At 69.2% G+C, this 23,432-nt stretch carries 23 protein-coding genes; 13 read left to right on the top strand and 10 right to left on the bottom strand.

Translation table 11 applies throughout. The annotated features are described in order from the left end of the window. Positions 1-176: 176 nt before the first annotated feature. From MKK67_RS26570 to MKK67_RS26555, 4 genes are all read left to right on the top strand, one after another. Positions 177-1,388, top strand: coding sequence for a hypothetical protein (locus tag MKK67_RS26570; RefSeq protein WP_243971140.1), 1,212 nt, complete (start codon positions 177-179; stop codon positions 1,386-1,388). Between the two features lie 84 nt (positions 1,389-1,472). Beyond that, the gene (locus tag MKK67_RS26565; protein WP_243971137.1) at positions 1,473-2,105 is read left to right on the top strand and encodes a pyridoxamine 5'-phosphate oxidase family protein; all 633 of its coding nucleotides are present in this window, start codon (positions 1,473-1,475) and stop codon (positions 2,103-2,105) included. Positions 2,106-2,190: 85 nt separating this feature from the next. Continuing rightward, positions 2,191-2,499, top strand: a complete 309-nt coding sequence (locus tag MKK67_RS26560) for a hypothetical protein (RefSeq protein ID WP_243971136.1) — start codon at positions 2,191-2,193, stop codon at positions 2,497-2,499. Between the two features lie 86 nt (positions 2,500-2,585). Further along, the gene (locus MKK67_RS26555; protein ID WP_243971134.1) at positions 2,586-2,846 is read left to right on the top strand and encodes a hypothetical protein; all 261 of its coding nucleotides are present in this window, start codon (positions 2,586-2,588) and stop codon (positions 2,844-2,846) included. 16 nt (positions 2,847-2,862) lie between these two features. On the opposite strand, the gene MKK67_RS26550 is transcribed toward MKK67_RS26555, so the two are convergent. The 4 genes from MKK67_RS26550 to MKK67_RS26535 all read right to left on the bottom strand — a co-directional run bounded on the left by MKK67_RS26550 (position 2,863) and on the right by MKK67_RS26535 (position 7,924). Next, a complete protein-coding gene (locus MKK67_RS26550) occupies positions 2,863-3,537 on the bottom strand; it encodes an SOS response-associated peptidase (protein ID WP_243971132.1) in 675 nt (224 codons plus the stop codon). 89 nt (positions 3,538-3,626) lie between these two features. Then, positions 3,627-5,105: a PAS domain S-box protein gene (locus MKK67_RS26545; protein WP_243971130.1), complete on the bottom strand. Its 1,479-nt coding sequence runs from the start codon at positions 5,103-5,105 to the stop codon at positions 3,627-3,629. 369 nt (positions 5,106-5,474) lie between these two features. Next, the gene (locus MKK67_RS26540) at positions 5,475-6,656 is read right to left on the bottom strand and encodes a major royal jelly family protein (protein ID WP_243971127.1); all 1,182 of its coding nucleotides are present in this window, start codon (positions 6,654-6,656) and stop codon (positions 5,475-5,477) included. A 92-nt stretch (positions 6,657-6,748) separates the two neighbouring features. Then, on the bottom strand, positions 6,749-7,924 hold the full coding sequence (locus MKK67_RS26535) for a zinc-dependent alcohol dehydrogenase (RefSeq protein ID WP_243971125.1): 1,176 nt from the start codon (positions 7,922-7,924) through the stop codon (positions 6,749-6,751). A 349-nt stretch (positions 7,925-8,273) separates the two neighbouring features. On the opposite strand from MKK67_RS26535, the gene MKK67_RS26530 reads away from it, so the two are divergent. Beyond that, the gene (locus MKK67_RS26530; RefSeq protein WP_243971122.1) at positions 8,274-9,386 is read left to right on the top strand and encodes an alkene reductase; all 1,113 of its coding nucleotides are present in this window, start codon (positions 8,274-8,276) and stop codon (positions 9,384-9,386) included. 331 nt (positions 9,387-9,717) lie between these two features. On the opposite strand, the gene MKK67_RS26525 is transcribed toward MKK67_RS26530, so the two are convergent. Then, positions 9,718-11,046 carry a nucleotide disphospho-sugar-binding domain-containing protein gene (locus MKK67_RS26525; protein ID WP_243971120.1) on the bottom strand — a complete coding sequence of 443 codons (1,329 nt, stop codon included), beginning with the start codon at positions 11,044-11,046 and terminating at the stop codon, positions 9,718-9,720. A 436-nt stretch (positions 11,047-11,482) separates the two neighbouring features. Here MKK67_RS26525 and MKK67_RS26520 point away from each other — a divergent pair, with 436 nt between their 5' ends. Genes MKK67_RS26520 through MKK67_RS26510 form a run of 3 tightly spaced genes read left to right on the top strand, consistent with a single transcriptional unit; the run spans position 11,483 to position 13,430 of the window. Further along, positions 11,483-12,052: a hypothetical protein gene (locus MKK67_RS26520; RefSeq protein ID WP_243971118.1), complete on the top strand. Its 570-nt coding sequence runs from the start codon at positions 11,483-11,485 to the stop codon at positions 12,050-12,052. An 8-nt stretch (positions 12,053-12,060) separates the two neighbouring features. After that, positions 12,061-12,945: a hypothetical protein gene (locus tag MKK67_RS26515; RefSeq protein ID WP_409568444.1), complete on the top strand. Its 885-nt coding sequence runs from the start codon at positions 12,061-12,063 to the stop codon at positions 12,943-12,945. After that, the gene (locus MKK67_RS26510) at positions 12,921-13,430 is read left to right on the top strand and encodes a hypothetical protein (protein WP_243971114.1); all 510 of its coding nucleotides are present in this window, start codon (positions 12,921-12,923) and stop codon (positions 13,428-13,430) included. Before MKK67_RS26515 ends, MKK67_RS26510 begins: the two co-directional genes overlap by 25 nt. A 21-nt stretch (positions 13,431-13,451) precedes the next feature. On the opposite strand, the gene MKK67_RS26505 is transcribed toward MKK67_RS26510, so the two are convergent. Genes MKK67_RS26505 through MKK67_RS26495 form a run of 3 tightly spaced genes read right to left on the bottom strand, consistent with a single transcriptional unit; the run spans position 13,452 to position 15,531 of the window. After that, complete coding sequence (locus MKK67_RS26505; RefSeq protein ID WP_243971112.1) at positions 13,452-14,084, bottom strand: TPM domain-containing protein; 633 nt, start codon at positions 14,082-14,084, stop codon at positions 13,452-13,454. After that, positions 14,074-14,874 carry a TPM domain-containing protein gene (locus MKK67_RS26500; RefSeq protein ID WP_243971110.1) on the bottom strand — a complete coding sequence of 267 codons (801 nt, stop codon included), beginning with the start codon at positions 14,872-14,874 and terminating at the stop codon, positions 14,074-14,076. The genes MKK67_RS26505 and MKK67_RS26500 overlap by 11 nt, the downstream gene beginning before the upstream one ends. A gap of 30 nt (positions 14,875-14,904) precedes the next feature. After that, positions 14,905-15,531: a LemA family protein gene (locus tag MKK67_RS26495; protein WP_409568445.1), complete on the bottom strand. Its 627-nt coding sequence runs from the start codon at positions 15,529-15,531 to the stop codon at positions 14,905-14,907. A gap of 208 nt (positions 15,532-15,739) precedes the next feature. On the opposite strand from MKK67_RS26495, the gene MKK67_RS26490 reads away from it, so the two are divergent. The 5 genes from MKK67_RS26490 (at position 15,740) to MKK67_RS26470 (ending at position 20,895) form a co-directional block, all read left to right on the top strand. Beyond that, entirely contained in the window at positions 15,740-16,126 is a 387-nt protein-coding gene (locus tag MKK67_RS26490; RefSeq protein WP_243971106.1) for a hypothetical protein, read from the top strand. A 128-nt stretch (positions 16,127-16,254) separates the two neighbouring features. After that, on the top strand, positions 16,255-17,175 hold the full coding sequence (locus MKK67_RS26485) for a LysR family transcriptional regulator (RefSeq protein WP_243971142.1): 921 nt from the start codon (positions 16,255-16,257) through the stop codon (positions 17,173-17,175). 105 nt (positions 17,176-17,280) lie between these two features. Next, positions 17,281-18,474 (top strand): CaiB/BaiF CoA transferase family protein, encoded by a 1,194-nt coding sequence (locus tag MKK67_RS26480; RefSeq protein WP_243971103.1) that lies wholly within the window; start codon positions 17,281-17,283, stop codon positions 18,472-18,474. Continuing rightward, complete coding sequence (locus tag MKK67_RS26475; RefSeq protein ID WP_243971101.1) at positions 18,471-19,394, top strand: hydroxymethylglutaryl-CoA lyase; 924 nt, start codon at positions 18,471-18,473, stop codon at positions 19,392-19,394. Before MKK67_RS26480 ends, MKK67_RS26475 begins: the two co-directional genes overlap by 4 nt. A gap of 175 nt (positions 19,395-19,569) precedes the next feature. Beyond that, positions 19,570-20,895, top strand: coding sequence for an MFS transporter (locus MKK67_RS26470; RefSeq protein ID WP_243971099.1), 1,326 nt, complete (start codon positions 19,570-19,572; stop codon positions 20,893-20,895). A 13-nt stretch (positions 20,896-20,908) separates the two neighbouring features. On the opposite strand, the gene MKK67_RS26465 is transcribed toward MKK67_RS26470, so the two are convergent. Next, positions 20,909-21,868, bottom strand: coding sequence for a helix-turn-helix domain-containing protein (locus tag MKK67_RS26465; protein ID WP_243971097.1), 960 nt, complete (start codon positions 21,866-21,868; stop codon positions 20,909-20,911). A gap of 347 nt (positions 21,869-22,215) precedes the next feature. Next, positions 22,216-23,175 (bottom strand): helix-turn-helix domain-containing protein, encoded by a 960-nt coding sequence (locus MKK67_RS26460; protein WP_243971095.1) that lies wholly within the window; start codon positions 23,173-23,175, stop codon positions 22,216-22,218. Between the last annotated feature and the right edge of the window lie 257 nt (positions 23,176-23,432).

Genomic DNA, 23,432 nt, shown 5'->3' with positions numbered 1-23,432 from the left:
GCCCGTCAAAGCTTCGACACCCGCAAGCTGTCCGTCGTGGGTCGAGGTCTCGCACCTGACAGGAAAGGGACAGGGTGAGGGATGCGAGCGCTCCGGAGAAACCTGGTCCATCTCCCCCGCCCACGCCCGAACGAGAGAGGGGGCGCGTCGGGGCCTGAATGGGCCGATCCGTGACTATGACAGCCGCTGCGTGGGAACGGATCCGGCAGCGTTCCGCTTTGCTTGCCGCCACCCTCCTGGCGTTCGCTCACCTCATCCCCCCGCCGGCCCGGGCCGCAGCCGAGCCGCCGCTATCCGCCCTGACCCTGGTCGGGCCGCCATCCATCGTCTTCAAGGCCGGGCGCGATGCCTGCGACGGCGCCGATGTGCCGGATGCGCCGGCCCGGGCGTTCCGGGATGCGGCCGGGGCGGTGGCCCTGTTCGGCATGCATTACCGCAACCGCGCCCTGCGCGGGCCAGATCTCGACCACCTCAAGCTCGACTGCACTTTGGTGCTCGATTCGGGCGAAAAAGCCGATCCGGCGGCCTATGACGACCGGTCCTGGATCACCGCCACCTGGACCGAGGACGGCAATCACGTCGCCGCGCTGCTGCACCACGAATACCAGGCCAACGAGCATCCCGGCCGCTGCCCGGCCGGCTCCTACATGGCGTGCTGGTACAACACGATCACGGCCGCGGCTTCCGCGGATGGCGGGCGCAGCTTCCTGCGCCAGAGCCCGCCCGTCGTGGTGGCGGGCGCGCCGTTCCGGCAGGAGGTCGACCAGGGCCGGCACCGGGGCTTCTTCAACCCGTCGAACATCGTCGCGGACGGGCGCTGGCGCTACGTCTTGGCCTCGACCACGGGCTGGGCCCGGCCCGGCAGCGCCCAGGAAGCGGGTGTCTGCCTGTTCCGCAGCGACGGCCCCGCCGACCCGACCCGCTGGCGCGCCTGGACCGGCACCGGCTTCACTGCCGCCTTCCCGGACCCGTACCGCAAAGCTGCCAAGCAACCCGCCACCTGCCGCCCGGTGGGGCCGTTCCCCGGTCCGGTCGGGGCCGTGGTTCGCCACCGGGACACCGGCGCCTGGATCGCGGTGTTCATGGCCAAGCCCGGGGAGGGCTTCGCGAAATCCGGGTTCTACTGGACGAGCTCGCGCGACCTGATCGCCTGGGACACGCCGCGCCTGCTCCTCGAAGGCGCGACCCTGTACGACGATCCGTGCAAGGCGACCGCGCCGCTGATCGCCTATCCGTCGCTCCTCGATCCGGCGGCGAAGGGGCGCAATTTCGACGATGTCGGCGACGGCGCCCTGCTCACCTACGCGAGCCTGCGCGTGGACGGCTGCACCATCACCTCCGACCGGGACCTGCTGCGCCGCCCGGTGGCGATCCGCGTCTGGCCCTGACGGGCCCGGCCCCGTTCCGAAAGCCCCGGGCCATCGTTAAGGTCGAAGCAGCGATCGGCCATCGGCGGTTTTCAGGAGGGTCTCATGGACAGCGAAACCCGGGATCCCGCGACGATCCGCGACGCGGCGGATCTGCGCGCCCAGTTCGGCGCCGTCGGCCCGCTCGCTGCCGGCAAGGTGCTCGACCACATCGACGGTTACGCCCGCCGGTTCATCGCGCTCGCGCCGTTCCTGGTGCTGGCGAGCGCCGACGCGGCCGGCCAAGCCGATGCCAGCCCCCGGGGCGACGCGCCGGGCTTCGTGGCCATTCCCGATGCCCGCACCCTGGTGATCCCCGATCGGCGCGGCAATGACCGCATCGACAGTTTTCGCAATATCATCGCGAGCCCCGGAATCGGGGTGATCTTCTTCGTGCCGGGCATCGACGAGACCCTGCGGGTGAACGGCACCGCCGCGGTGACGCGGGATCGCATGCTGCTCGAACCGATGCGCGCCCAGGGCACGGTGCCGACGGTCGGCCTGGTCGTGCAGGTGCGGGAGGCGTTCTTCCATTGCGGCAAGGCGCTGATGCGCGCGCAGCTCTGGGATCCGGCGCGCCACGTCGCGCGCGACACCTTTCCCAGCCTCGGGCGCATCCTGGCCGACCAGACCGCCGCCTCCGATATCCCGGAGGCTGAGGCGTGGATCGCCGAGTCCTACCGCACGCGGCTCTACTGAAGGCGCCGATCCGTCTTGAGAGCCCGGCCTTGCCGCGCTCCGAAGGGAGGGCGATACCCGAGGGGGTGCCGCGAGAGGATCTCTGATGCCCGAGGACATGATGCGCCGCCCGGTCCAAGCCGGCGCCGCCCCGTCCCGCGACGCCGCCGCGCTCGGGGCCGGGGCCGTCGGAGCCGGGGCCGTCGGCGCCTCCGCGCTGGGCGCCGTCGCGATCGGGGTCGCGGCCTTCGGCGCGGTGGCGCTCGGCGCCTTCGCGATCGGCCGCCTCTCGGTCGGCCGCGCCCGGGTCGGGGCGCTGGAGGTGGGATCCCTGAAGGTCGGCGCGCTGGAGATCGACAGCCTGACGGTCCGGTCGCTGCGTGTGCTCGATCGGGAGGGCGGGGCCGGGCCTTGAGGATTCGTCCACAGGCTGGCCGGGCGTCACCCGATGGCGTAGCCTCCGCCCCGTCATACCGGACATGCCCGCGAGGTCGGCCCGCGATGAACGAAAAGACCAAGCCCTTTCGCCCCGGCGACGCCGTCGATGCCCTCGGCGAGACGGAGGGCGATTTCGTCCTGCCGCTCTGTCTTCCGAAGCCCAGCCTGCTGATCGGCGAGGATCTCGCCATGATCGTCCTCGATACGATCCACGGCCAGCGGGTCGGCCTGCCGCTCAGCCCGCAGGGGGCGGCGGATCTGCACGCTGTGCTGGAAGAAGCTCTACGGCTGCTGCAGGCGCGGGACGGCGGCTCGATCCAGTAATCCGCGCGGACCGGCTTTACGGTTCAGGCTTCGCATCCGTCTCGGGGCCGTCCGCGCGTTCGCCGCGGGCGACCTCGCGCATCGCCGAATCCGGCAGCGGGCGCTGCAGCTTGAGCGCGTCCGGGGTCGGAGCCTCGAGCCAGGCCGCCCATTCCTCCGGCTCGGTCAGCAGAACCGGCATCGCCTTCGGGTGGACCGGGCCGACGATGCCGTTGGCTTCCGTGGTCAGGAAGGAGAACAGGCGGTGCTTCTCCGCCACACGGTCCGGGTTCTCGCGCTTGGTCCCGCGCACGCCGGTCCAGGGCCGCCAGATGCCCGCGAAGGCGAAGAGCGGCCGATCCTCATTGAGGGCGAACCACACGGGCGTCTTGCGCGGCTTGGTGTCGGCGTACTCGCTGAACGCGGTCACCGGCACGAGGCAGCGATGGGCCGGCCCGAGCCAGGGACGCCAATGCGGGCTCGCCGCGTTGCGGACATTGGTAACGGGATGCTCGCCGAACGCCTTCGGGCCCGGGATGCCCCAGCGCATCATGGCGAGTTCCCGGCCCTCCGCGCCGTTCCAGACCACCGGCGCCATCTGGTCGGGAAAGATCGCGGGCAGCAGCGGCAGGTTGCCGGTGCGGTCGTGGGCGAGCCCGAAGGCGCGGTGCAGCTCGGCGGGGCCGGTGCGCAGGCTGTAGAGGTTGCACATGGGGCTCTCGGACCGTCCGGGGCGTCGGGAACCGCGCCGCGAACCTGTCGGCCCCGCACGCTCCTCGCACGCGGTCGGGCCGCCTGCAATCAGGCGGCGTTCTGCGCGGCCGCGCGCAATTGCTGCGTGGCACCGTTCGCCTGCTCGGCGGATTGGGCGATGACCCCGAGACTCGCGGTGATCGCGCCGACGCCGCTGGCGGCCGTCTGCATGCTGGCCGACATCTCGCGGGTGACGGCGGATTGCTGCTCGACGGCGGTCGAGATCGCGGTCGCGACCTCGTTGAGCTTCACGATCGTGCCCTGGATCGAGCCGATCGCCTCCACGGCTCCCCGGGTCGCCTCCTGGCTCCCGGCGATCTGCGTGCCGATCTGTTCCGTGGCCCGGGCGGTCTGGTTGGCGAGTTCCTTCACCTCGGAGGCCACCACCGCGAAGCCCCGGCCGGCCTCGCCGGCGCGCGCGGCCTCGATCGTGGCGTTGAGCGCCAGCAGGTTGGTCTGCGCCGCGATGCTCTGGATCAGCGCGACGACCTCGCCGATCTGGGCCGCCGACTGGCTGAGGCCGGCGATGATCCGATGCGTCTCGCGAGCCTGGCCCACGGCCTGCCCGGAAATCTCCGAGGCCTGGACCACCTGCGCGCTGATCTCGGCGACCGAGGCCGCCAGTTCCTCGGCGCCCGAGGCGACCGTCTGGATGTCGCCGGAGACGTGCGTCGATGACTGGGCCGCCTGCCCGGCCTGATGCGAGACGCCGGAGGCGGCCTGCGCGATGGCGGCCAGGTCACGCGCGATGGCGCTCTGCAACTCGGCCCGACGCCGACGCTCCATCACCGCGGCGGTGACGTCGGTGGCGAACTTCACGATCTTGAGCGGACGCCCGTCGCGGTCGAAGATCGGGTTGTAGCTGCCCTGGATGTAGACTTCGCGGCCACCCTTTGCGAGCCGGCAATACTCGTCCGCCTGATACTCACCGCGCCCCAGGCTCTCCCAGAACTGCCGATACGCGGCGCCCGCCCGGGCCTCCGGGGCGATGAACAGGCTGTGGTGGCGGCCCTGGACCTCGTCCAGCCGATAGCCCATCGCCGTGAGGAAATTGTCGTTCGCGGTCAGGATCGTGCCGTCGAGGGCGAACTCGATCACCGCCTGCGACCGGTTGATCGCGGCGATCTGGCCCTCGTATCCAATGGTGCGCATCACCTGTTCGGTCACGTCGCTGGCGAACTTGACGACCTTGATCGGCTTGCCGCCCCGGCCCAGGATCGGGTTGTAGGTCGCCTGCAGCCAGATTTCGCGGCCGCCCTTGCCGATGCGCTTGAACTCGCCGGCCTGGAATTCACCGCGCCGGAGCGCCGCCCAGAAATCACCGTAGGCCTGGCTCTCGCGGAAGGCCGGCGCGACCAGCATCCCGTGGGACTGGCCGCGAATCTCGTCGAGGCTATAGCCGACCGCATCGAGGAAATTCTTGTTGGCCGTCAGGATCGTACCGTCGAGGGCAAATTCGATGACCGCCTGGGACCGGTCGAGTGCTTCCACACGGGCGTGAATATCTTTATTGAATAGTATGCTCATCGGTCGTCAAATCCTCGTAAAATATCTCAACCGCTATGAAACTGATCCCGGACGAACCGAACGTCTGAGGAGGGAAGATGAAATTTTTGCGCTTAATAAAGATTTAAAATCAAGATGCAAATTTAGCACATCTGTTTCTTTCTGTTTCCGGGGCCCTGAAATAATGGCGCCATATTGTATTCGTTGAAACGATCGATTGTCAAAATTTGAAGACATGGAGTGGGTGTAAGTGGCGGTTACAGGCCCTCGATCTGTCCATGTTCAGGCAATGAGCCTTGCAGAGACTGATATTCGCCCCGTCGGGTCGTGGAGACGAACACGTTCAAGCTCCGGGCCGCACCGATATGCGGCCCGGATTGTTTGCTTATCTCAACGCGGCGCAGCCGTCGGCTTGAAGCTCCACAGCTCGGTCGGCAGGGCAATCGGAGCGCCCTCCTTGTAGAAGGCGGAATCCTGGATGTGCGAGGTCGTGACGTAGACCGTCCCGTCCGGGCCCTGGCTGAACGTGTCCGGCCAGCGCAGCCGCGGATCCTGCACCAAAGTGGTCAGGCCGGACTCCTTGGCCGCGAGGTCGCGGACCTTGATCGAATCGTCCTGCGGCGAGGTCACGTACATGCGGCCGCCGTGGCGGTCGATGAGCAGCCCGTCGGCCGGCCCGTTCTCGCCTACCGAGGCGATCTTGCCGGTCAGGCTCTTGTCGGCCAGATTCTCCGGCACGAGGGCCGCCGTGACCCAGCCGGTGAGCGCGTCGGTGGGCAGGCTGTAGAGCGTCTTGCCCTTGATCGCCTGCCAGTAGAGCGTCTTGCCGTCCGGCGCGAGGGCGATGCCGTCGGCCGAGAACTCGACGCCGCGCCCGTCCGGCCGCCGCAGGGGCTTGCCGTCATAGGTCACCGTCACGGCGGTGTCGGGCATGGTCGCGGGTACGCCCGCCAGCAGCCTCTTGGCCTTGCCCGAGTCGATGTCGACCACCACCAGCGCGCCCTCGGCGCCGGAATCGGTAAGGTAGGCGGTCTTGCCGTCGGGCGAGATCCGTACGTCGTTCAGGTAGGAGCCCTGCGGGGCGACAAGCGGATCGAACGCGATCGTCTTCGCCACCGTGTTGGTCTTCAGGTCGATCGCCACGAGCTTCGGGCCATCCTTGACGACGGCCGCCATGGCGGGGGCGGCGGCATCGACCACCCAGAGCCGGCCGTGCCGGTCGGCGACCACGCTCTGCACGCAGACGAAATGGGTCTTGGGGTCCACCTCGTCCTTGCGGGCGTTGCGCCAGGCATTCCACTCCGCATCGGGGTAGGGGACCGGCTTCCCGTCCTTCAGCTCCGCCACCGAGACCGGGGCATCCTCGGTCCAGCGCGGGAAGTTCACGAAGATCCGCCCGTCCTGCGCCACGGTCACGCCGGTGACCTGATGCTGGAAGCGCGCGACCTGGGTCAGCGCCGAGGATCCGGCCGGCGGCGGCGATGTCGCGGCCACGGGCTCCTGCGCCAGGGCCGGCCCGGCGAGCGTTGAAAGGAGGAGAGGCAGCAGAGTACGGGCGGCCGGCATCGTCATACGGGATCAATCCTGGGATACAGCGACAGTCAAAGCCCCGGTCCTTGAAGACCGGGGCATCGGAGGCGGCGTCACACGCGCCGCACGCGAACTCAGTTCGGGTGGAAGACGACCTTCACGCAGCCATCGGCCTTGTCGCGGAACGTCTTGTAGAGGTCCGGGCCGTCCGCGAGGTTGGTCGAGCGGTGGGTGATCATCGACGTCATGTCGAACTTGCCCTCCTGGATCAGCTTGGTCAGCGTCTCCAGGTAGCGCTTCACGTGGGTCTGTCCGCTCTTGAGGGTCAGGCCCTTCTGGACGATCGAGCCCATGTTGACCGGGACCGGGCCGCCGTAGACGCCCGGCACCGAGACGATGCCGCAGGGCCGGACCGCCTTGATCGCCTCGGCCAGCGCGTAGGGCCGCTCGGTGGAGGTCAGCTTCTCCTGAAGGGTCGAGAGCACGCCGGTGAGGCCGCCATGGCCGGCGCTCGCTTCCATGCCGACGCAGTCGATCACGCCATCGGCGCCCTGGCCCTTGCTGATCTCCTTGATCCGCTCGAACACATCTTCGTTCATGAAGTCGATGACGTCGGTGGCGCCGGATTTTTTGGCGAGGGCCAAGCGCTCGGGCACCGTGTCGATGGCGATGATGCGCCCGGCGCCCATGATCTTGGCCGACTGGATCGCGAACAGCCCGACCGGACCCGCGCCCCAGATCGCGATGATCTCACCGCCCTGGATCTCGCAATGCTCGGCGCCCTGCCAGCCGGTGGGCAGGATGTCGGTGAGGAACAGGACCGACTCGTCGTCCATGCCGTCCGGCACCTTCATGGGCGCCACGTCGGCCATGGGGACGCGCACGTACTCGGCCTGGCCGCCGGCATAGCCGCCGGTGAGGTGCGAGTAGCCGAACAGGCCCGCGGTCGGGTAGCCGAACTGCGCGGCCGCCATCGCACCGTTGCGGTTCGAGCGCTCGCAGACCGAGTAATTGCCGAGCTTGCACTGCCGACAGGCACCGCAATTGATGTTGAACGGGACGACGATGCGGTCGCCCTTCCGGAACTTGGTGAAGCCCTGGCCGACCTCGATCACCTCGCCCATGAACTCGTGGCCGAGCACGTCGCCGGATTCCATGGTCGGCATCTGACCGTCCATCAGGTGGAGATCCGAGCCGCAGATGGCGCAGCTCGTCACCTTGATGATCACGTCGCGGGCATCCTCGATCACCGGATCCGGGACCGTGTCGCAGCGGATGTCGTTCTTGCCGTGCCAGCAGAGTGCCTTCATGGCGTCGGTTCTCCAGATGGGGGAAGCAGAGCCGCGGGACGCGGCCTCGCCAGGGCAAGTCCCCGGCCGTCCAGTCAAGTTCCGTAGAGGCGATGCGCGGGGCCAAGCCGCTCGCGACGTCACCTGTCAGGCAAGACCTGCCTCGCGATCCGGTTCCCGCGGCATTCCGAACCGCTGGCCTGCGTCGGCATCGGGCAAGGGCAGCGGAAACGCCGGGGGAACCGAGGCCCGACCTCGGCGGGTTATCGACCACCCATCCCGAGCATGCCGGCGCCGCGATGGCAGCCTTTCGACGGCCGGCGACAGCCGACGCTGCTCGTCCTTCCGAATGTTCCGTATCCGAGGTTTCATGCCGACCAGCCCGATCCTTCAGCCCGTCACCATCGGCGACCTAACCCTCAAGAACCGGGTGGTGATGGCGCCGCTCACCCGCAGCCGCTCCAACACCGACGGCGTGCCGCCGGATTTCGCCGCCGATTATTACGGGCAGCGGGCCAATGCCGGCCTGATCATTTCCGAGGCGACCAACATCTCACCCCAGGGGGTCGGCTACGCCTACACGCCGGGGATCTGGTCCGACGCGCAGGTCGAGAGCTGGTCGCGGATCGTGAAGACGATCCACGCCAATGACGGGCTGATCTTCCTGCAACTCTGGCATACCGGCCGGATCTCGCATCCCGAGCTTCAGCCCGGCGGCGCGCTCCCGGTCTCGGCCTCCGCGATCAAGCCCGAAGGCACCGCGTTCACCCAGGACGGCATGAAGCCCCACGTGACGCCCCGGGCGCTCGAGACCGACGAGATCCCGGGGATTGTCGCCGATTACCGGCGGGCGGCCGAGAACGCAAAGCGGGCGGGCTTCGACGGCGTCGAGATCCACTCGGCCAACAATTACCTGCTGGAGCAATTCGTCCGCGATTCCACCAACAGGCGCACCGACCGCTACGGCGGTTCGATCGAGAACCGCCTGCGCTTTCCGCTTGAGGTGGTCCGCGCGGTCACCGAGGTCTGGGGCGGCGGCGCCCGGGTCGGCATTCGTCTGTCTCCCGCGACCACCCAGCCCGGCGAGACGCCGCTCGATTCCGATCCGCACGCCACCTACGGCGCCTATATCGATGCCCTGAACGGCTTCAACCTGCTCTACGTCCACACGATCGAGGGCGTGACCCAGCAGACCCGCGACGTGCCGGACGGCGTCGATTTCCTCGACCTGCGCCGCCGGTTCAACGGCGCCTATATCGGCAACAACCAGCTCACCCTGGATCTCGCCGAGACGGAACTGGCCGAAGGCCGGGCCGACCTGTTCAGCTTCGGCCGACCGTATATCGCCAATCCCGATCTCGTCGGCCGTCTCGCCAGCGGCGCCCCCTTGGCCGAGGCGCCGAAGCCCTACTGGTACGGCGGCGGCGCCAACGGCTATTCCGATTGGCCGGGGATGAACGGGCCAGTGGCGGTTCGGCGTTGACGGGCTGGGATGTGCGATCCGGCGGGGCGCTGCGCTTCGCCGGGCGTGCGCGTTAAACCTGTGAATGTTTCACGGGAAACATTTTCGTCTTCACCCCTTGGCAATCAATTTGGCGGTCCGGAAACCGGGTTCTAGGACATCTTTCTGGGCGTATGTGAGTGATCTAGAGGTCTCGACATCCACGCCGTCATTCCGGGGCGCCGCAGGCGAGCCCGGAATGACGGGGTGGTTGGTAGAACTGGTTCTGCAAAGACCCGGCACGATGCGGTGGGCAGGGCAGTCCGGTGCTTAACCTGCGACAAATCCCTAAAAAGGGCTGGCCGCGCAGGCGTTACGCCGACTGCGCCAAAGGTACCGCTGCGCTCATACCGTCGCGGCGTACCGGGCCGGAGCGGCCGAGATCATCGATCGCGCCCAAAATCCCGGCCATCGCATCCCGTGCCGCGAAAGCCTCCTGCAACACACCAGCCCGCTGCCGGAAGGTCGGCTCGTCGAGCACCCGTGTCACCGCCGTCCGCAGAGCGTCGGGACTCGGTGTGTTGGTGGCGAGGTTGAGGCCGACGCCCGACCAGCCGATGCGGGCGTTCACCTCCGCCTTGTCCTCGGTCAGACCGGCCGAGACGATCGGCACGCCGTTCGCCAGGGCCTGAGAGACGCTGCCGTAGCCGCCATTGGTGACGAGCACGCTGACGCGAGGCAGCAATTCGCGGAACGGCAGGAACCTCGCCGCCCGGGTGTTGGCCGGGATCGGCCCCCGCAGCGCCTCGATCGGCCGTCCGCCGGTGGTGGCCAGGACCAGCAGATCGTCACGATCAGCAAGGGCGGCGAGCGTCGGCTCGACCAGATCGCCGAAATCGGCATTGGCGAGGGTGCCCTGCGTGACCAGGACGACGGGCTTGCCCAGGGCGTTGGCCTGTTCGAGCTCGGGCCACCAATCCGGCAGGGGCGCAGGAGGGGCCGGGGGCTGGAGCAGCCCGATGAAGCGGACGCCCGGGGGCAGCGCACCGTAATCGTACTCGAAGCCCGGCACGGTCGGCTGAAGGAACAGGTCCGGCAGCACCACGATCGAGTGCGGCAGCGAGGCCGGTAACGGCGGCACGCCCAGCCGGGCGAGCTGAGCGTCGGCATAGGCTCGGACCGGGTTGGTGAAGCCCGCATCCATCCCGGCCTTCAAGGCGGCGTAGCGGGCGAGCTCGGTCTGGTCGCGGGCCGGCGGCAGGCCGAGACCGATCGGGGCGTGGTCCGGCCGGTCGAGGAACAGGAAGCTGATATTGGCGGTCACGATCGGCGGCCGCGGCGCGGAATCGAGGAGCAGCGGCAGCACCCCGAGGAACATGCTGCCGGCGACGATCACGTCCGGCGCATCCGCGGCGATCAGGGCCCGCAGGGCGGCCGCCTGAACCGGCATCGGATCGATGAAGCGCCGCTGGAACTCGCGCCGGAAGCGTTCCGGGCCGGCCGGCAGCGTCGTCTCGAGAAATCCGGCGGACTCGTTGTCCGCGTAGGGCGCGAAGCGCAGGCCCGCCGCCTCGACCTTCGCCTGGAACGCCGGATCGGTGAGCACGATCACGTCGTCACCCCGGGCGGCGGCGGCGCGACCGATGGCGAGCATCGGGTTCACGTGGCCAGTGAGCGGCGTCGCGGCGATCAGGATCTTCATGGCGGTCTCCTCGGACGATGCCGGCCGTGCTCCGTCGTCTGGAGCCGGCATCCCGCGGGCGGACGTGGTCCGGCCCAAGCGGTCTATGAAGGAGAATCGCCTGTGGACCGGCCGAGTTACCGCAAGGCGCCCAGCTTCGTGCGGGAGCGCACAAATCCGGCTCCTCCTGCGTCCCGGCGGAGGGCGTGAGGCGGGTCTGCGCCGTCTCACCCGTCGTGTCCCAGACCTTGGCTGTCAGCGCCCACAAGTAGCTTTAATAGTTAATAGCTCTGAATACGCAATAATTCAGTAGAAACCCGAAGTTGACCTGCGCGTCGACGCGCCAACATATCAGCTTCTATTGATGGCCCCAATAATTTGGTTAACGCCATTCAATGCCGAGCTGCATATTCAGGATCCGCGTGCCGTGACGTCAAGAATCGGGGTGGAGGGGGCAATGAAGGAACGCCTGTCGCGTGCTGCCGCTGTCGCCGCCCTGGTCCTGTTCGGTCAGATCAATCTTGCCCAGGCAGAACCCCTCGATGTGATCCGTGACTTCATCTGCCAGCCCCTCAGGTTTCGCGATGCCGGCTCGACGCCGCCCATCTCCGCCTTTGGTCTGCCTCGTCCCAGACACTTCGCGAGCCTGGATGCCCTGCTCAGAGGAGATCCGTTCGCTCGCACGGTGACCTGTTTTGGAGGAGGGTCGGCCTTCCCGGGGCTCCTGTCGCCGCCGTCCATCGGCTCGGCCACGGCCGGCGCGTCCTATGCGGTAAAGAGCGCCGCGGTCGGCGGGGCGGGCGGCGGCGGCTCGCGGGGAGGCGGGCGCACGGTGACCGGCCCCGTTGCAGCAGCCTCGTACGGGGCTGACGGCGCCTTTGCCGGCCTCTTCTCCCTCGATGCCGGTTCCGGCGGTCATTCCGGCGGTGCGCCGGCTCCTGAGATCAACGCGGTGCTGGGTCTCGCCCTGGCGGGAGGCACCGTGGCCTTCCTCCGGCGCAGGCGCCGCGCGCCGGCCGTCTTTTGAGCGCCCGGATGGCCGGGGTGCTGACACGGCATGGCATAGGCGGGCCGATCGAGGCGGCGCGCGCCGCGAACTGGCCCGTCCAGGCCGCGAGCTGGAACTTGCTGATCTTCGGCTGCGGCACGGCTGCTTCAGCCGCGTTGCAGCGCCTGCTGCTCGAACCCAACCCGGGCCTCCAGCGCCTCGTCGAGTTCAAGTTCGGCGAGGTGTTCGCCACCCTCGCGACCGCGGCGATCCTCTTCGCGGCGCGGCACCGTAGGCCGGCGCTGACCCGGACCGACCTTGCTATCCTGATCGCCTGCGCGCTGAGCTGGTTCCTGCCCGAGCCCCACGCGGTCTATGCCGGCATGACGCTGGCCGCGGCCTGGCTCCTCGCCCGGCGCGCTCGGGACCGCGTGCTGGCCGATATCGGGCAGATCTGGCTCGCCCTGTCGCTCTGCGAATTGTGGAGCAAGCTCGTCTTCAAGCTGTTCTACCACGCCATCGAGCCGTTCGAGGTCGCCGTGATGGCCTGGGTCGGGCGCGTCGTTTTCCCTGGGCTGCAGGCGAGCGGTGTCTATCTCAGCGCCCGCCCGGACTGGTCGATCATCATGCTGGAGGGCTGTTCGGCCTTCCACAACCTGTCGCTGGCGGCTCTGATCTGGCTGTGCGTGCTCAAGATCGCCGGCCGGTCGGTCAGCCGAGGGACGCTCGGCGCCCTGGCGGTGAGCGCCGTCCTGGTGGTGGCGATCAACATCGCCCGGATCCTGGCGATGCTGCCCTCCGCGGAGGCCTACCGCGACTGGCACGACGGGGTCGGCTCGGTCACCGTGGCGCTGGTGTCCGTGGCGGCGTCGCTGCTGCCGATCGTGGTCCATGTCGAGAGGACGCCGTGCCCGCTCGCGCGACCCGCCTGATCAACGCCGACCGGGCGGGGCTGGCCGCCCTGTGCCTGCTGCTCGCCCTCTCGGTGTCGGTGCGGGTCCAGGATTACGGGAACCCGGCGCCCCCGGAGCCGGCCAGCGCGGCCGCGGTCGATCTCGGGGACGGTGTGGTTCTGCCGCGCGCCGAGGCCGTGCGCCGGCTGGTCTGGACCGGCACCTGCCCGCTGCCGGTGACGGCCGACTTCGTCGAGCCTTCGCCGCATGGCACCGACACGTCGCTGGCGGCGCCGCGCGATCCGAATGATCGAGTCGTCTACGTCTATCGCGGCTGGGCGCTCGAAGGCCCCCGGGCCGTGACGCAACTGAGCGTCCTGTATTTCATGCGCCGGACGGGCGCAGTTCTGGGAATAAGCGGGGCCGCAACGCGGCACGAGCTGGCCGTGAAGCTGGTCGTCCCAGCGGGTTGCGACGCCTCGCCCGAGGATGCCATGGCCGCGCTGCGACGCATCCGGGGCTAGAGTCACTCTCCAGACGCGATCCTAATCCGCGACGATCACCCGGTTCGGCAATTCGTCCGGATCGTGCGGGCCCGCCGGCAGATGCTCGGCCAGGCAGGCGCCGATGCGCTCCACCGCCTCGGTCAGGCCGCCCTCGATGTCGCCCCGCGCCAGGGCGCGGGTAAGCTCGGCCAGGATCCCGTCCCAGGATTGCGCCGGGATGCGCTGGAGCACGCCGAGATCCGTGACGATCTCGGCATGGCGCTCGGCAAGCGACAGGTAGAGCAGCACGCCGGTGCGGGACCGGGTCCGGCTCAGGCCCCGGGACCAGAACGCCCGCTGCCCGGCCTCGCGGGCCCGGGCGCTGCGCAGCCGGCGCGGCACCAGGGGGAGGCGCAGCCGCTCGATCTGGCTCAGCCCCAGGATTGCGGCGACCAGGGCCGCCTGCGCCAGCAGGATCGCGGTGGCGCTCCAGCCGGTCAGCGCGATCAGCGGCCAGGGCAGGATCAGCGCGGCGATCAGGGCCGTGAGCACCACCACCGAGCGGTAGGCGCCCGCGCGCCGGCTGACCATCACGACGATCTCGCCGGAGGTGCCGGCCTCGGCCCGGGACACCGCCGCGGCGAGGCGCTCGCGCGCCTCCGGAGTGAGCACGTCCGCGATCCTACCAGTCACCCGAGGCTCCCCCGCCGCCCGACGAGCCGCCCCCGCCGGAGAAGCCGCCGCCGGACGATCCGCCATCCGAGAAGCCGCCGCTCCATCCGCCCGAGCCGGGGCCGGGCAGGAAGACGATGCCGCCGCCGCGTCCGGCCCGGCCGGTGCCGCCGCGGTTCATGCGCCAGGCCACGAACAGCACGACCAGGAACAGGATGACGAAGACCGCGACCTGCGTGGGATCGACCTCGTCGGCGCGGACCTGCGGCTTGCGCTGCCAGTCCTGCGCGTCCCGCGACAGGATGCCCAGCATCCCGTCGATCCCGGCATCGATCCCGCCGTAATAGTCGCCGGTCTTGAACCGCGGCGTGATCGCGCTGGCGATGATCACCCGGGAGAGCGCGTCGGTGAGCGCGCCTTCGAGGCCGTAGCCGACCTCGATCCGCACCTTGCGCTCGCTCGGCGCCACCAGCAGCAGGGCGCCGTTGTTGGTCTTGGCCTGCCCGAGCTTCCAGTCCCGGAACAGGCGGTTGGCGTAATCCTCGACGGTCGTGCCCTGGAGGTTGGGCACGGTCGCCACCACGACCTGGTCCGAGGTCTTGTCCTCGTGCGCCTTCAGCTTGGCCTCGAGCGCCTGGCGTTGGTCCGGCGTGAGGATGCCGGCGCCGTCGACCACCCGCCCGGTGAGCGGCGGGAAGGTCAGGTCGGCGGCCAGCGCCCCGACCGCGTAGACCGCCAGGCACCCGAACAGGACGACCAGCGCCAGGAGCAGCCGCACCAGCGTCCCGGTGCTCAGGCCCATGAGTCGCATCTAGAGAAGTCGCATCGAGACGTGCCGCATCTAGAACTTCACGTTCGGCGGCCGGTCGGCGTTCGGGGTCGCCGAGAACGTCTCCATCGGCTTCGACTCGGGATACAGGATCGCGGCGATCCAGCGGCCCGGGATGGTGCGCAGCTCGGTGTTGTAGGCCTGGACCGTGCCGATATAGTCGCGCCGCGCCACGGCGATGCGGTTCTCGGTGCCTTCGAGCTGCGATTGCAGGGCCAGGAAGTTCTGGTTCGACTTCAGGTCGGGGTACTTTTCCACCGTGACCAGCAGCCGCCCGAGCGCGCCAGAAAGCTGGTTCTGGGCGTCCTGAAATTCCTTGAACTTCTGCGGGTCGCTCACCGTCGAGGCGTCGACCTTCACGCTCGATGCCTTGGCCCGGGCCTCGGTGACGCCGATCAGCACGTCCTTCTCCTGCTGGGCGTAGCCCTTCACGGTCTCGACCAGGTTCGGGATCAGGTCGGCCCGGCGCTGGTACTGGTTCTGCACCTCGCTCCAGGACGACTTGGCTTGCTCCTCCAGGGTCGGCACGCGGTTGATCGCGCCGCAGCCGGAGAGCCCGGTGGCGACCAGCAGGATCGTGAGCGCGCCGAGAAGGCGCGCCGCCGCGGATGTCGGGCGCAGGGCGCCGGCGTTCAGCATCGAGACCATTCAGGCTAACTCCCGTCCGGGCCAGGCCCGGTACACCGATCACAGTTCCGAGAGATAAGGGCGCGCCTTGTCAAGGTAAGGCCCTCGGCAACGGGCGGGACAGGTGCGCGTTCGAGACAGCAGCGTCCCGAACGGTGGTTGCCGGCCTTCGGAAAAGGACGATGCCCGATCCAGGCTTGAAATCACACGGAGACCCGGGATGGATGCAGAACTCGCCGACCACGTCAGGGCCGCCGCCGCGGCGGCGCGGCGCCACGCCCTCGCCTTCCGGGCGCCGGCCGACAAGGACGCGCTGCCCTGGTCGGTGATCGAGGCCTTCGACGCGAAAGTCCGCGGCCATGTCGAGCGCGACCGGCGGATCGAGGAGGAGCGCGACCGGGTGCTGATCGCCGCGGTGAACCTCGCCGAGACCCCCGTCGAGGAGGGCGAGGACGCGGTCGCGGCGGCCCGGACGCATCTCGTCGACGCCATCGACTTTCTGGAGCAGGCGGTCCTGCGCTTCGGCCTGGTCAACCGGCAGGGGGCGAAGCTCGGTCACGGCACGCACGGCCAGCCGGTCGGCGCCCGGGACTGGCGCGGCCCTTAGAGCGCTCTCCGCCGAAGTGGACACCGGTTCGGCGTTAGAGAGCGCGGCTAGACAAGGACTGAGAGCCGTTCCCTGTCGCAACGCGATCGGGAACGGCTCGAAGAGACCGCGAAGAAAGGATCCTGAGCATTCGCGAGACGCTTCCCACCGCGGCGACCGTCAGCCGCCTCGACCTCAAGACGCTGCGCCTGTTCGCGGCGATCTGCGAGGCGGGGACGCTCAACGGCGCGGCGCGTCGGGCGGCGATCGCCCCGTCGGCGGTGAGCAAGCGGCTGGCCGAGCTGGAGCATGCCCTGGGCTGTACGCTGCTCACCCGCGAGCCGCGGGGCATGCGGCTGACGCCGGCCGGCGAAACCCTGCTGCACCACACCCGCCGGATGCTGGCGAGCGCCGAGCAGATGGCGCTGGAATTGGCCGAGCACGCGCACGGGGTGCGCGGCTTCGTGCGGATGCTCGCCAACCTCTCGGCCATCGTGCAGTTCCTGCCCGAGGACCTTCAGGTCTTCCTGGCCGCGCAGGAGCGGATCCGCGTGGATTTGGCGGAGCGGCCGAGCGGCGGCGTGGTGCTCGGCGTCGAGGAGGGCGTGGCCGATCTCGGGATCTGCGCCGGCGGCACCGATACCCGCTCGCTCACCGCCTATCCGTATCGCGGCGACCGCCTGGTCCTGGTGATGCCGGCCGACCATCCCTTGAGCGGGCGCGGCGCAATCGCCCTCGCCGACACCCTCGACTACGATCATGTCGGCCTGCACGTGGAGAGTTCGATCTACGCGGCCCTGCGGGATGAGGCCCGGCGCCTCGGGCGCCCGCTGCGCCTGCGGATCCACGTGCCGAGCTTCGACGGGATCTGCCGGATGGCCCAGGCCGGGATGGGCCTCGGCACGATCCCCGAGGGGGTCTACGCCCTGCTCGGTCCGCAGATGCGGCTCGCCGCGGTGCCGCTGACCGACCCGTGGGCCACGCGGACGCTCACCCTGGTGGTCCGGCCCGGCGCCCTGCCGCCCGCCGCGGCCCTGCTCCTCGACCATCTGCGCACGGCCGGAGGTTGAACGTCGCCTGCGTTCGCGTCCGGAGAACGCAGGCTGGCGCATGACGTTTGGACATCGCCCAACCGCTGGTCGTATCCTTCATGCAAAGACAGGGAGAGAACGACGGTGTCAGGTCCGCTCAGCGGGATCCGTGTGCTGGAACTCGGCCAGCTCATCGCCGCACCCTTCGCCACCAAGCTCCTGGCCGAGTTCGGTGCCGAGGTGATCAAGGTCGAGTCGCCCGAGGGCGGCGACCCCCTGCGCACCTGGCGCAAGATGCACGGCGACACCTCGCTGTGGTGGTATCTCCAGTCGCGCAACAAGAAGTCGATCGCGGTCAACCTCAAGACGCCGGAGGGGCTCGACATCGTCAAGCGCCTCGCCGCGAGCGCCGACGTGGTGGTCGAGAATTTTCGCCCCGGCGGCCTGGAGAAGCTGGGTCTCGGCTGGGACGTGCTCTCGGCCCTCAACCCCAACCTCACGATGGTGCGCATCTCCGGCTACGGCCAGACCGGGCCGTACCGCGATCGGCCGGGCTTCGGCGCCATCGGCGAGGCCATGGGCGGGCTGCGCTACACCACCGGCTCCCCCGACAGCCCCCCGGCCCGGGTCGGGGTCAGCATCGGCGACACCCTGGCCTCGCTGCACGGCGTGATCGGCGCGCTGATGTCGATCCTCAACGTCAAGGTGAACGGCGGCGCCGGGCAGGTGGTGGACGTCTCGCTGGTCGAGAGCGTGTTCAACGTCATGGAGAGCCTGGTCCCCGAATACGACCTGCTCGGCGAGATCCGCACCCGCACCGGCGGCGCGCTGCCCGGCATCACCCCGTCCAACACCTACCCGACCCAGGACGGCGGCTACGTCGTGATCGCGGGCAACAGCGATCCGATCTTCCGCCGGCTGATGAAGGCCATCGGCCGTCCCGACCTCGCCGAGGACCCGCGGATGCGCTCGAACGACGGCCGCTCGCAGCACGCCGCGATGCTCGACGGCGTCATCGGCGACTGGTCGAAAGCGAGGAGCGTCGACGACGCCCTGGCTGCCCTCGACGCCGCGGACGTGCCGGCCGGGCGGATCTACTCGGTGGCCGACATCGTCGCCGATCCGCACTACCAGGCCCGCGACATGATCCTCCAGGCGGAGCTGCCCGGCGGCACGCAGGTCAAGATGCCCGGCATCGTCCCGAAGCTTTCCGGCACCCCCGGGGCGGTGCGCTGGCAGGGTCCGGCGCTCGGCGCCCACACCGACGCGGTGCTGGCCGATCTCGGCCTCGACGCGACCGCGATCCAGACGCTGCGCGATGCGGGAGCGGTCAAATGAGCGACGACACGATGCTGGTCCAGGAGGTCGCCCCCCGCGACGGCCTCCAGATCGAGGCGGCCTGGGTCGAGACCGCCGAAAAAATCGCCCTGGTGAACGCGCTCTCGGACGCGGGTTTTTCCCGGATCGAGGTCTCGTCCTTCGTCTCGCCCAAGGCGGTGCCGGCCCTGCGCGACGCCGCCGACGTGTTCGCCGGGATCCGCCGCCGGCCCGGCACGGTCTACGTGGCGCTGGTCCCGAACCCGAAGGGCGCCGAGCGCGCGCTCGCCGCCAGGGTCGACGAGATCAACCTCGTCGCTTCGGTGAGCGAGACCCACAACCGCGCCAATATGGGCATGAGCCCGGACGACTCGATCGCCGGGTTCTCCCGGATCATGGAGACCGTGAAGGGCGCGTCGGTCCTGACCAACGCCACGGTCGCGACCGCCTTCGGCTGCCCGTTCGAGGGCGACCAGCCCGTCGACAAGGTCGTCGCGCAGGTGGAGCGCTATCGCGCGCTCGGCATCACCGGCGTGACGCTGGCCGACACCACCGGCATGGCCAACCCGCGCCAGGTCGAGCGGCTCGTCGCCCGGGTGCTCGCCATCGTCCCGGCCGAACACCTGACACTGCACTTCCACAACACCCGCGGCGTCGGCCTCGCCAACGTGCTGGCCGCCTGGCAGGCCGGCGCCCGCCGCTTCGATGCGGCCTTGGGCGGCCTCGGCGGCTGCCCGTTCGCCCCGGGCGCCACCGGCAACATCTGCACCGAGGATCTGGTCAGCATGGCCCACGAGATGGGGATCCGGACCGGCCTCGACCTGCCGGCCCTGATCGCCCTGTCGCAGGACCTGCCGCGGCTGGTCGGCCACGCGGTGCCCGGCCAGGTCGCCAAGGCCGGCCGTCCCTGCGATCTCCACCCGGTTCCCCGGGCCGCCTGATCGAAGGGTGGGCTTAGCCCGATGCATCGGGGGCTCCGCCCCCGAACCCCGCCAAAGGGCTCGCCCTTTGGAAACCCCTGACTTGAGACACCGTGTGAGGAAGCCGCCCATCTGAAGGCGGTCCCGCGCAGCTGCCCCCGTCTTCGACGGGCGGACCTATCGAGGGAGGAACACGATGGCCATCGCGGTGACCGGCGCGCCCGCGCGCCCAGAGGACGTGACCGAGGCCGGCATCGTCCGGAAGGTGGCGTGGCGGCTGATGCCGCTGATCATGGTCTGCTACCTGTTCGCGTTCTTCGACCGGATCAACATCAGCTTCGCCAAGTTCCAGCTGCAGAGCGACCTCGGCTTCAGCAACGTCGCCTACGGGCTCGGCGCCAGCATGTTCGTAGTCGGCTACGTCATCTTCGAGGTGCCGTCGAACCTGTTCCTCTACCGGGTCGGCGCACGCCGCTGGATCGCCCGGATCATGATCTCCTGGGGGATCGCCACGGCGCTGATGATCTTCATCCGCACCGAGTGGCACTTCTACACCCTGCGCTTCATCATCGGCGCCATGGAGGCGGGTTTCGCGCCCGGCATCCTGTACTACCTGACCCTGTGGTTCCCGGCCTCGCATCGCGGGCGGATCACCTCGTTCCTGTTCGTGGCCTCGGCCTTCTCGGGGATCGTCGGGGCGCCGGTGGCGGGCCTGATCCTCGGCGGCCTCAACGGCGTCGCCGGGCTCGCCGGCTGGCAATGGCTGTTCCTGGCCGGCGGCCTGCCGTGCCTCGTGCTCGGCGCCCTGGTGCTGATGCGCCTCGACGACCGGATCTCCGATGCGCGCTGGCTCTCTGAGCCGGAGAAGGACCTCCTGTCGGCCCGGATCGCCCACCACAACCGCGAGATCGGTGATCATTCGCTCCTCGGGGCGCTGCGCCAGCCGGGCTTCCTGATGATCGGGCTGGTCTACTTCCTCCTCCAGATCGGCTCCTACGGGCTGAATTTCTGGGGGCCGGACCTGATCAAGACCGCCAGCGGCAGCAGCGCCGCCTATGTCGGCTTGCTGACCGCAATCCCCTACATCTGCGGCGCGATCAGCATGGTGGTGGTTGGGCGCCTGTCCGATGCCTCCGGCGAGCGCCCGAAATTCGTCGCCGCGCTGGCGATCGCCGCGGCGATCGGGTTCTTCTCCGCCGGCTTGTTCGACCGGCAGATCGTGCCGCTGATGATTGCGCTGGCCCTGCTGGGGTCGGGGATCGTCGCCTCGATCCCGACCTTCTGGACCCTGCCGGCCAAGCTCGTCACCGGCGTGGGCGCGGCCGGCGGCATCGCGCTGATCAACACCCTGGGCCAGTTCGGCGGCATCGTCAGCCCGGTGATGGTCGGCTGGGTCAAGGACCTGACCGGATCCACGACCCCGGCCCTCTACGTCATCGGCTCGCTCTGCCTGGTGGCGGCCGCCCTGCTGCTGTTCGCCATGCCGGCAAGCCTGCGCCGGAGCGACCGCGGTCCTGAATAGGGGCGGCGGACCGCTATCGCCCGCCCAGCCCGACGGCGTGCCGGAACTCGCCGGGTGCCAGGCCGAACCGGTCCTTGAAGCGGCGGGAGAACTGGGTGCGGTTGCTGAAGCCGCAGCCGCCGGCCAGGGTGCCAAGCGTCAGGTGGGTGCAGGCCGGGTCAGCCAAGCGATCGGCTGCGACCTCCAGCCGGCGCTGCCAGATCCAGTCGGAGACCTGCTGGTCGCGCTCCTCGAAGAGTTCTTCCAGCCGACGCAGCGATACGCCGACGGCCGCCGCGAGGTGCCGCGGGTCCAGATTCGGGTCGCCGAGGTTGGCCTCGATATGCGCCTTGGCCCGCTGGACCAGGACGGAGCCGCTGAGCGGAAGTGGCACGTCCTGGGCCATCCGCTCGGCGATGCTGGCCACGATCAGGTCCACGCCGATCGACCCCATGCGGGCGACCGTCACAGGGTCGAGCTGGTGATGCATGCGGGTCAGCTCCTCGAAGAAGCTCGTCGCCAGGATCGCGGTGGCAAGGTCCGCCCCTATGGTCAGGGCCGCGTAGCGATGGGCCGGCCCGAGCACGCTCTCCAGGCGTTCGCGGGGCATCTTCAGGTACAGGGACTGGTTGCCCGGGCTCGTCGTCATCACCGTCGGCTGATGTTCGATCACGACCAGGTCGCCCTGCCGCTGGGTCGATGCTCGATCCCGCTGATGCACCGTCCTCTCGCCGGCGAGGGTGAAGCCCACGCTGATGCAGCCCTCGTCACCCAGACGGCGGATGGCGCTCGGCGTCGCCTCGCTGCGCAGAGGGCCCTCCGAGACCCGGGTCATCGTGAGGGGGCCCAGCGTGGCGATCTCCAGCTTGGCCTCGAAGGGAGCGGCGTCGAGTTGCTTTTGCTCGAGGGGCAGACGTTGCTCCTCCAGCAACTCCAGCCATCGATTGAATCTCGTATGAATAGGAAGTTTTTCTGATAGAAACAATAATTTCATACATATAATTCCGGTTTCGCCAATCGGTTTTGCGGGATGAATTTGCGATGCGCTTCCGGAGTATGATCTCAGGCCATCGATTGTTTATCGAGATCTTTTGGAGCAAAAACAAAATATTTGCGCGGCGATGGGGTGCCTTTATCTGGATGTTGCTGCAATCGTATATCAAAACTGCGCCGGCTTAGGCAAATACGGCACCCCCTTGCGCCTGCGGCCCCCTGTCTCTCAGGCGGGCCTTGCAGGCCGGCTTTCGCTCTGCCGGGCATGTAGGCAGGCGGGGCGGATACACGGGGGCGGGCGTCCCGCTTTCGGCACCGGCTTTGGCGGCATCCGGCCGCAGCACCCCTCTACGCGGTGCTCAGGAAGGCCGCGTGTCGGTACTCGCTGGGCGGCATGCCGTAGCGTTCCTTGAAGCGGCGGGCGAAGTGCGCCTGGCTGGCGAAACCGCAGCCGAAAGCCACGGCACCGATCTGCACATGGGCGCCGCTCGGGTCGGCCAGCCGTTTGGCGGCCGCCTCCAGCCGGCGCTGCCAGATCCAGTCGGAGATGTGCTGGCCGCGCTCGTGGAACAACTCCTGGAGCCGCCGCAGCGACACGCCGACCGCGGCCGCGAGCTGGGGCGGGTCGAGGGTCGGGTCGCCGAGATTGGCCTCGACGAACGCCTTGGCGCGCTGGACCACGACGGTGCCGTGCAAGGGCTGCGGCACCTCCCTGGCCATCCGCTCGGCGATGCAGGCCACGATCAGGTCCACGCCGATCGTCGCCATCCGCTCTGCCGCATCGGGGTCGAGCCGGTGGCGCACCTGGATCAACTCGCGGAAGAAGGTCGAGGCCAGGCTGCTCGATGCCAAATCCGCGCCCATCGACAGCGCCGTATAGAGCCGGGTCGGACCGAGCATGCTCTCCAGGCGCTCGCGCGGCAGTTCCAGGAACAGGGACTGGCTGCCCGGGCCCGTCGTCACCACGGCCGGCCGGTGGTCGAGCACGACGATGTCGCCGGGCCGCTGCACGGAGTCCCGGCCGTCCTGAAGACAGGTTGACGTCCCGGCGAGCTTGAACAGCACGACGGCCATGCCGGCCCGGTCGTGCTGGCGCGCGGCCTGGGGCGTCGTCTCGCTCCGCAGGGCGCCCTGCGTGACGCGGGACATATGGAGGGAGCCGACACTGGCGACCTCCATCTTGCCGGCGAACGGTCTGTCGTCGAGCCGCTCCATCTTGATCGGCACGAGCCGCTCGAACAGCACGTCCCGCCAGATCTGGAAGCTGTTCTTCGGGTGGAGGCCGTCGGTCGAAAAAACGGGCTGCACGGGTCCTGTTCCCTGGGGATGCCGGGTGGCGCGGTGGCCTGGAGCGCTCGGCGCCGAAGCGGATGCCGGTTCGGCGTCGGCGAGCGTTTCAAATCAAAGACTTACAAGCGCGGCATGGTAACTGGGGCAGATATCCGGGCGGTGGGGTTTTGCGGTTTGGCCGTGGCGTGATTCAACACCCGGCATGGCGCTGCCGGATCCCGATGGCCTGGATGCCCTCTCGCTGAGCGAACTTCGCGGGCTGGTCGTCGCCCTGA

Origin of the sequence: Methylobacterium sp. J-072 (genome assembly GCF_022829425.1) — a bacterium.
Classification (GTDB): domain Bacteria; phylum Pseudomonadota; class Alphaproteobacteria; order Rhizobiales; family Beijerinckiaceae; genus Methylobacterium.
Note: the sequence above shows the minus strand (reverse complement) of the source record. Positions and strands in the feature narration are given on the sequence as shown.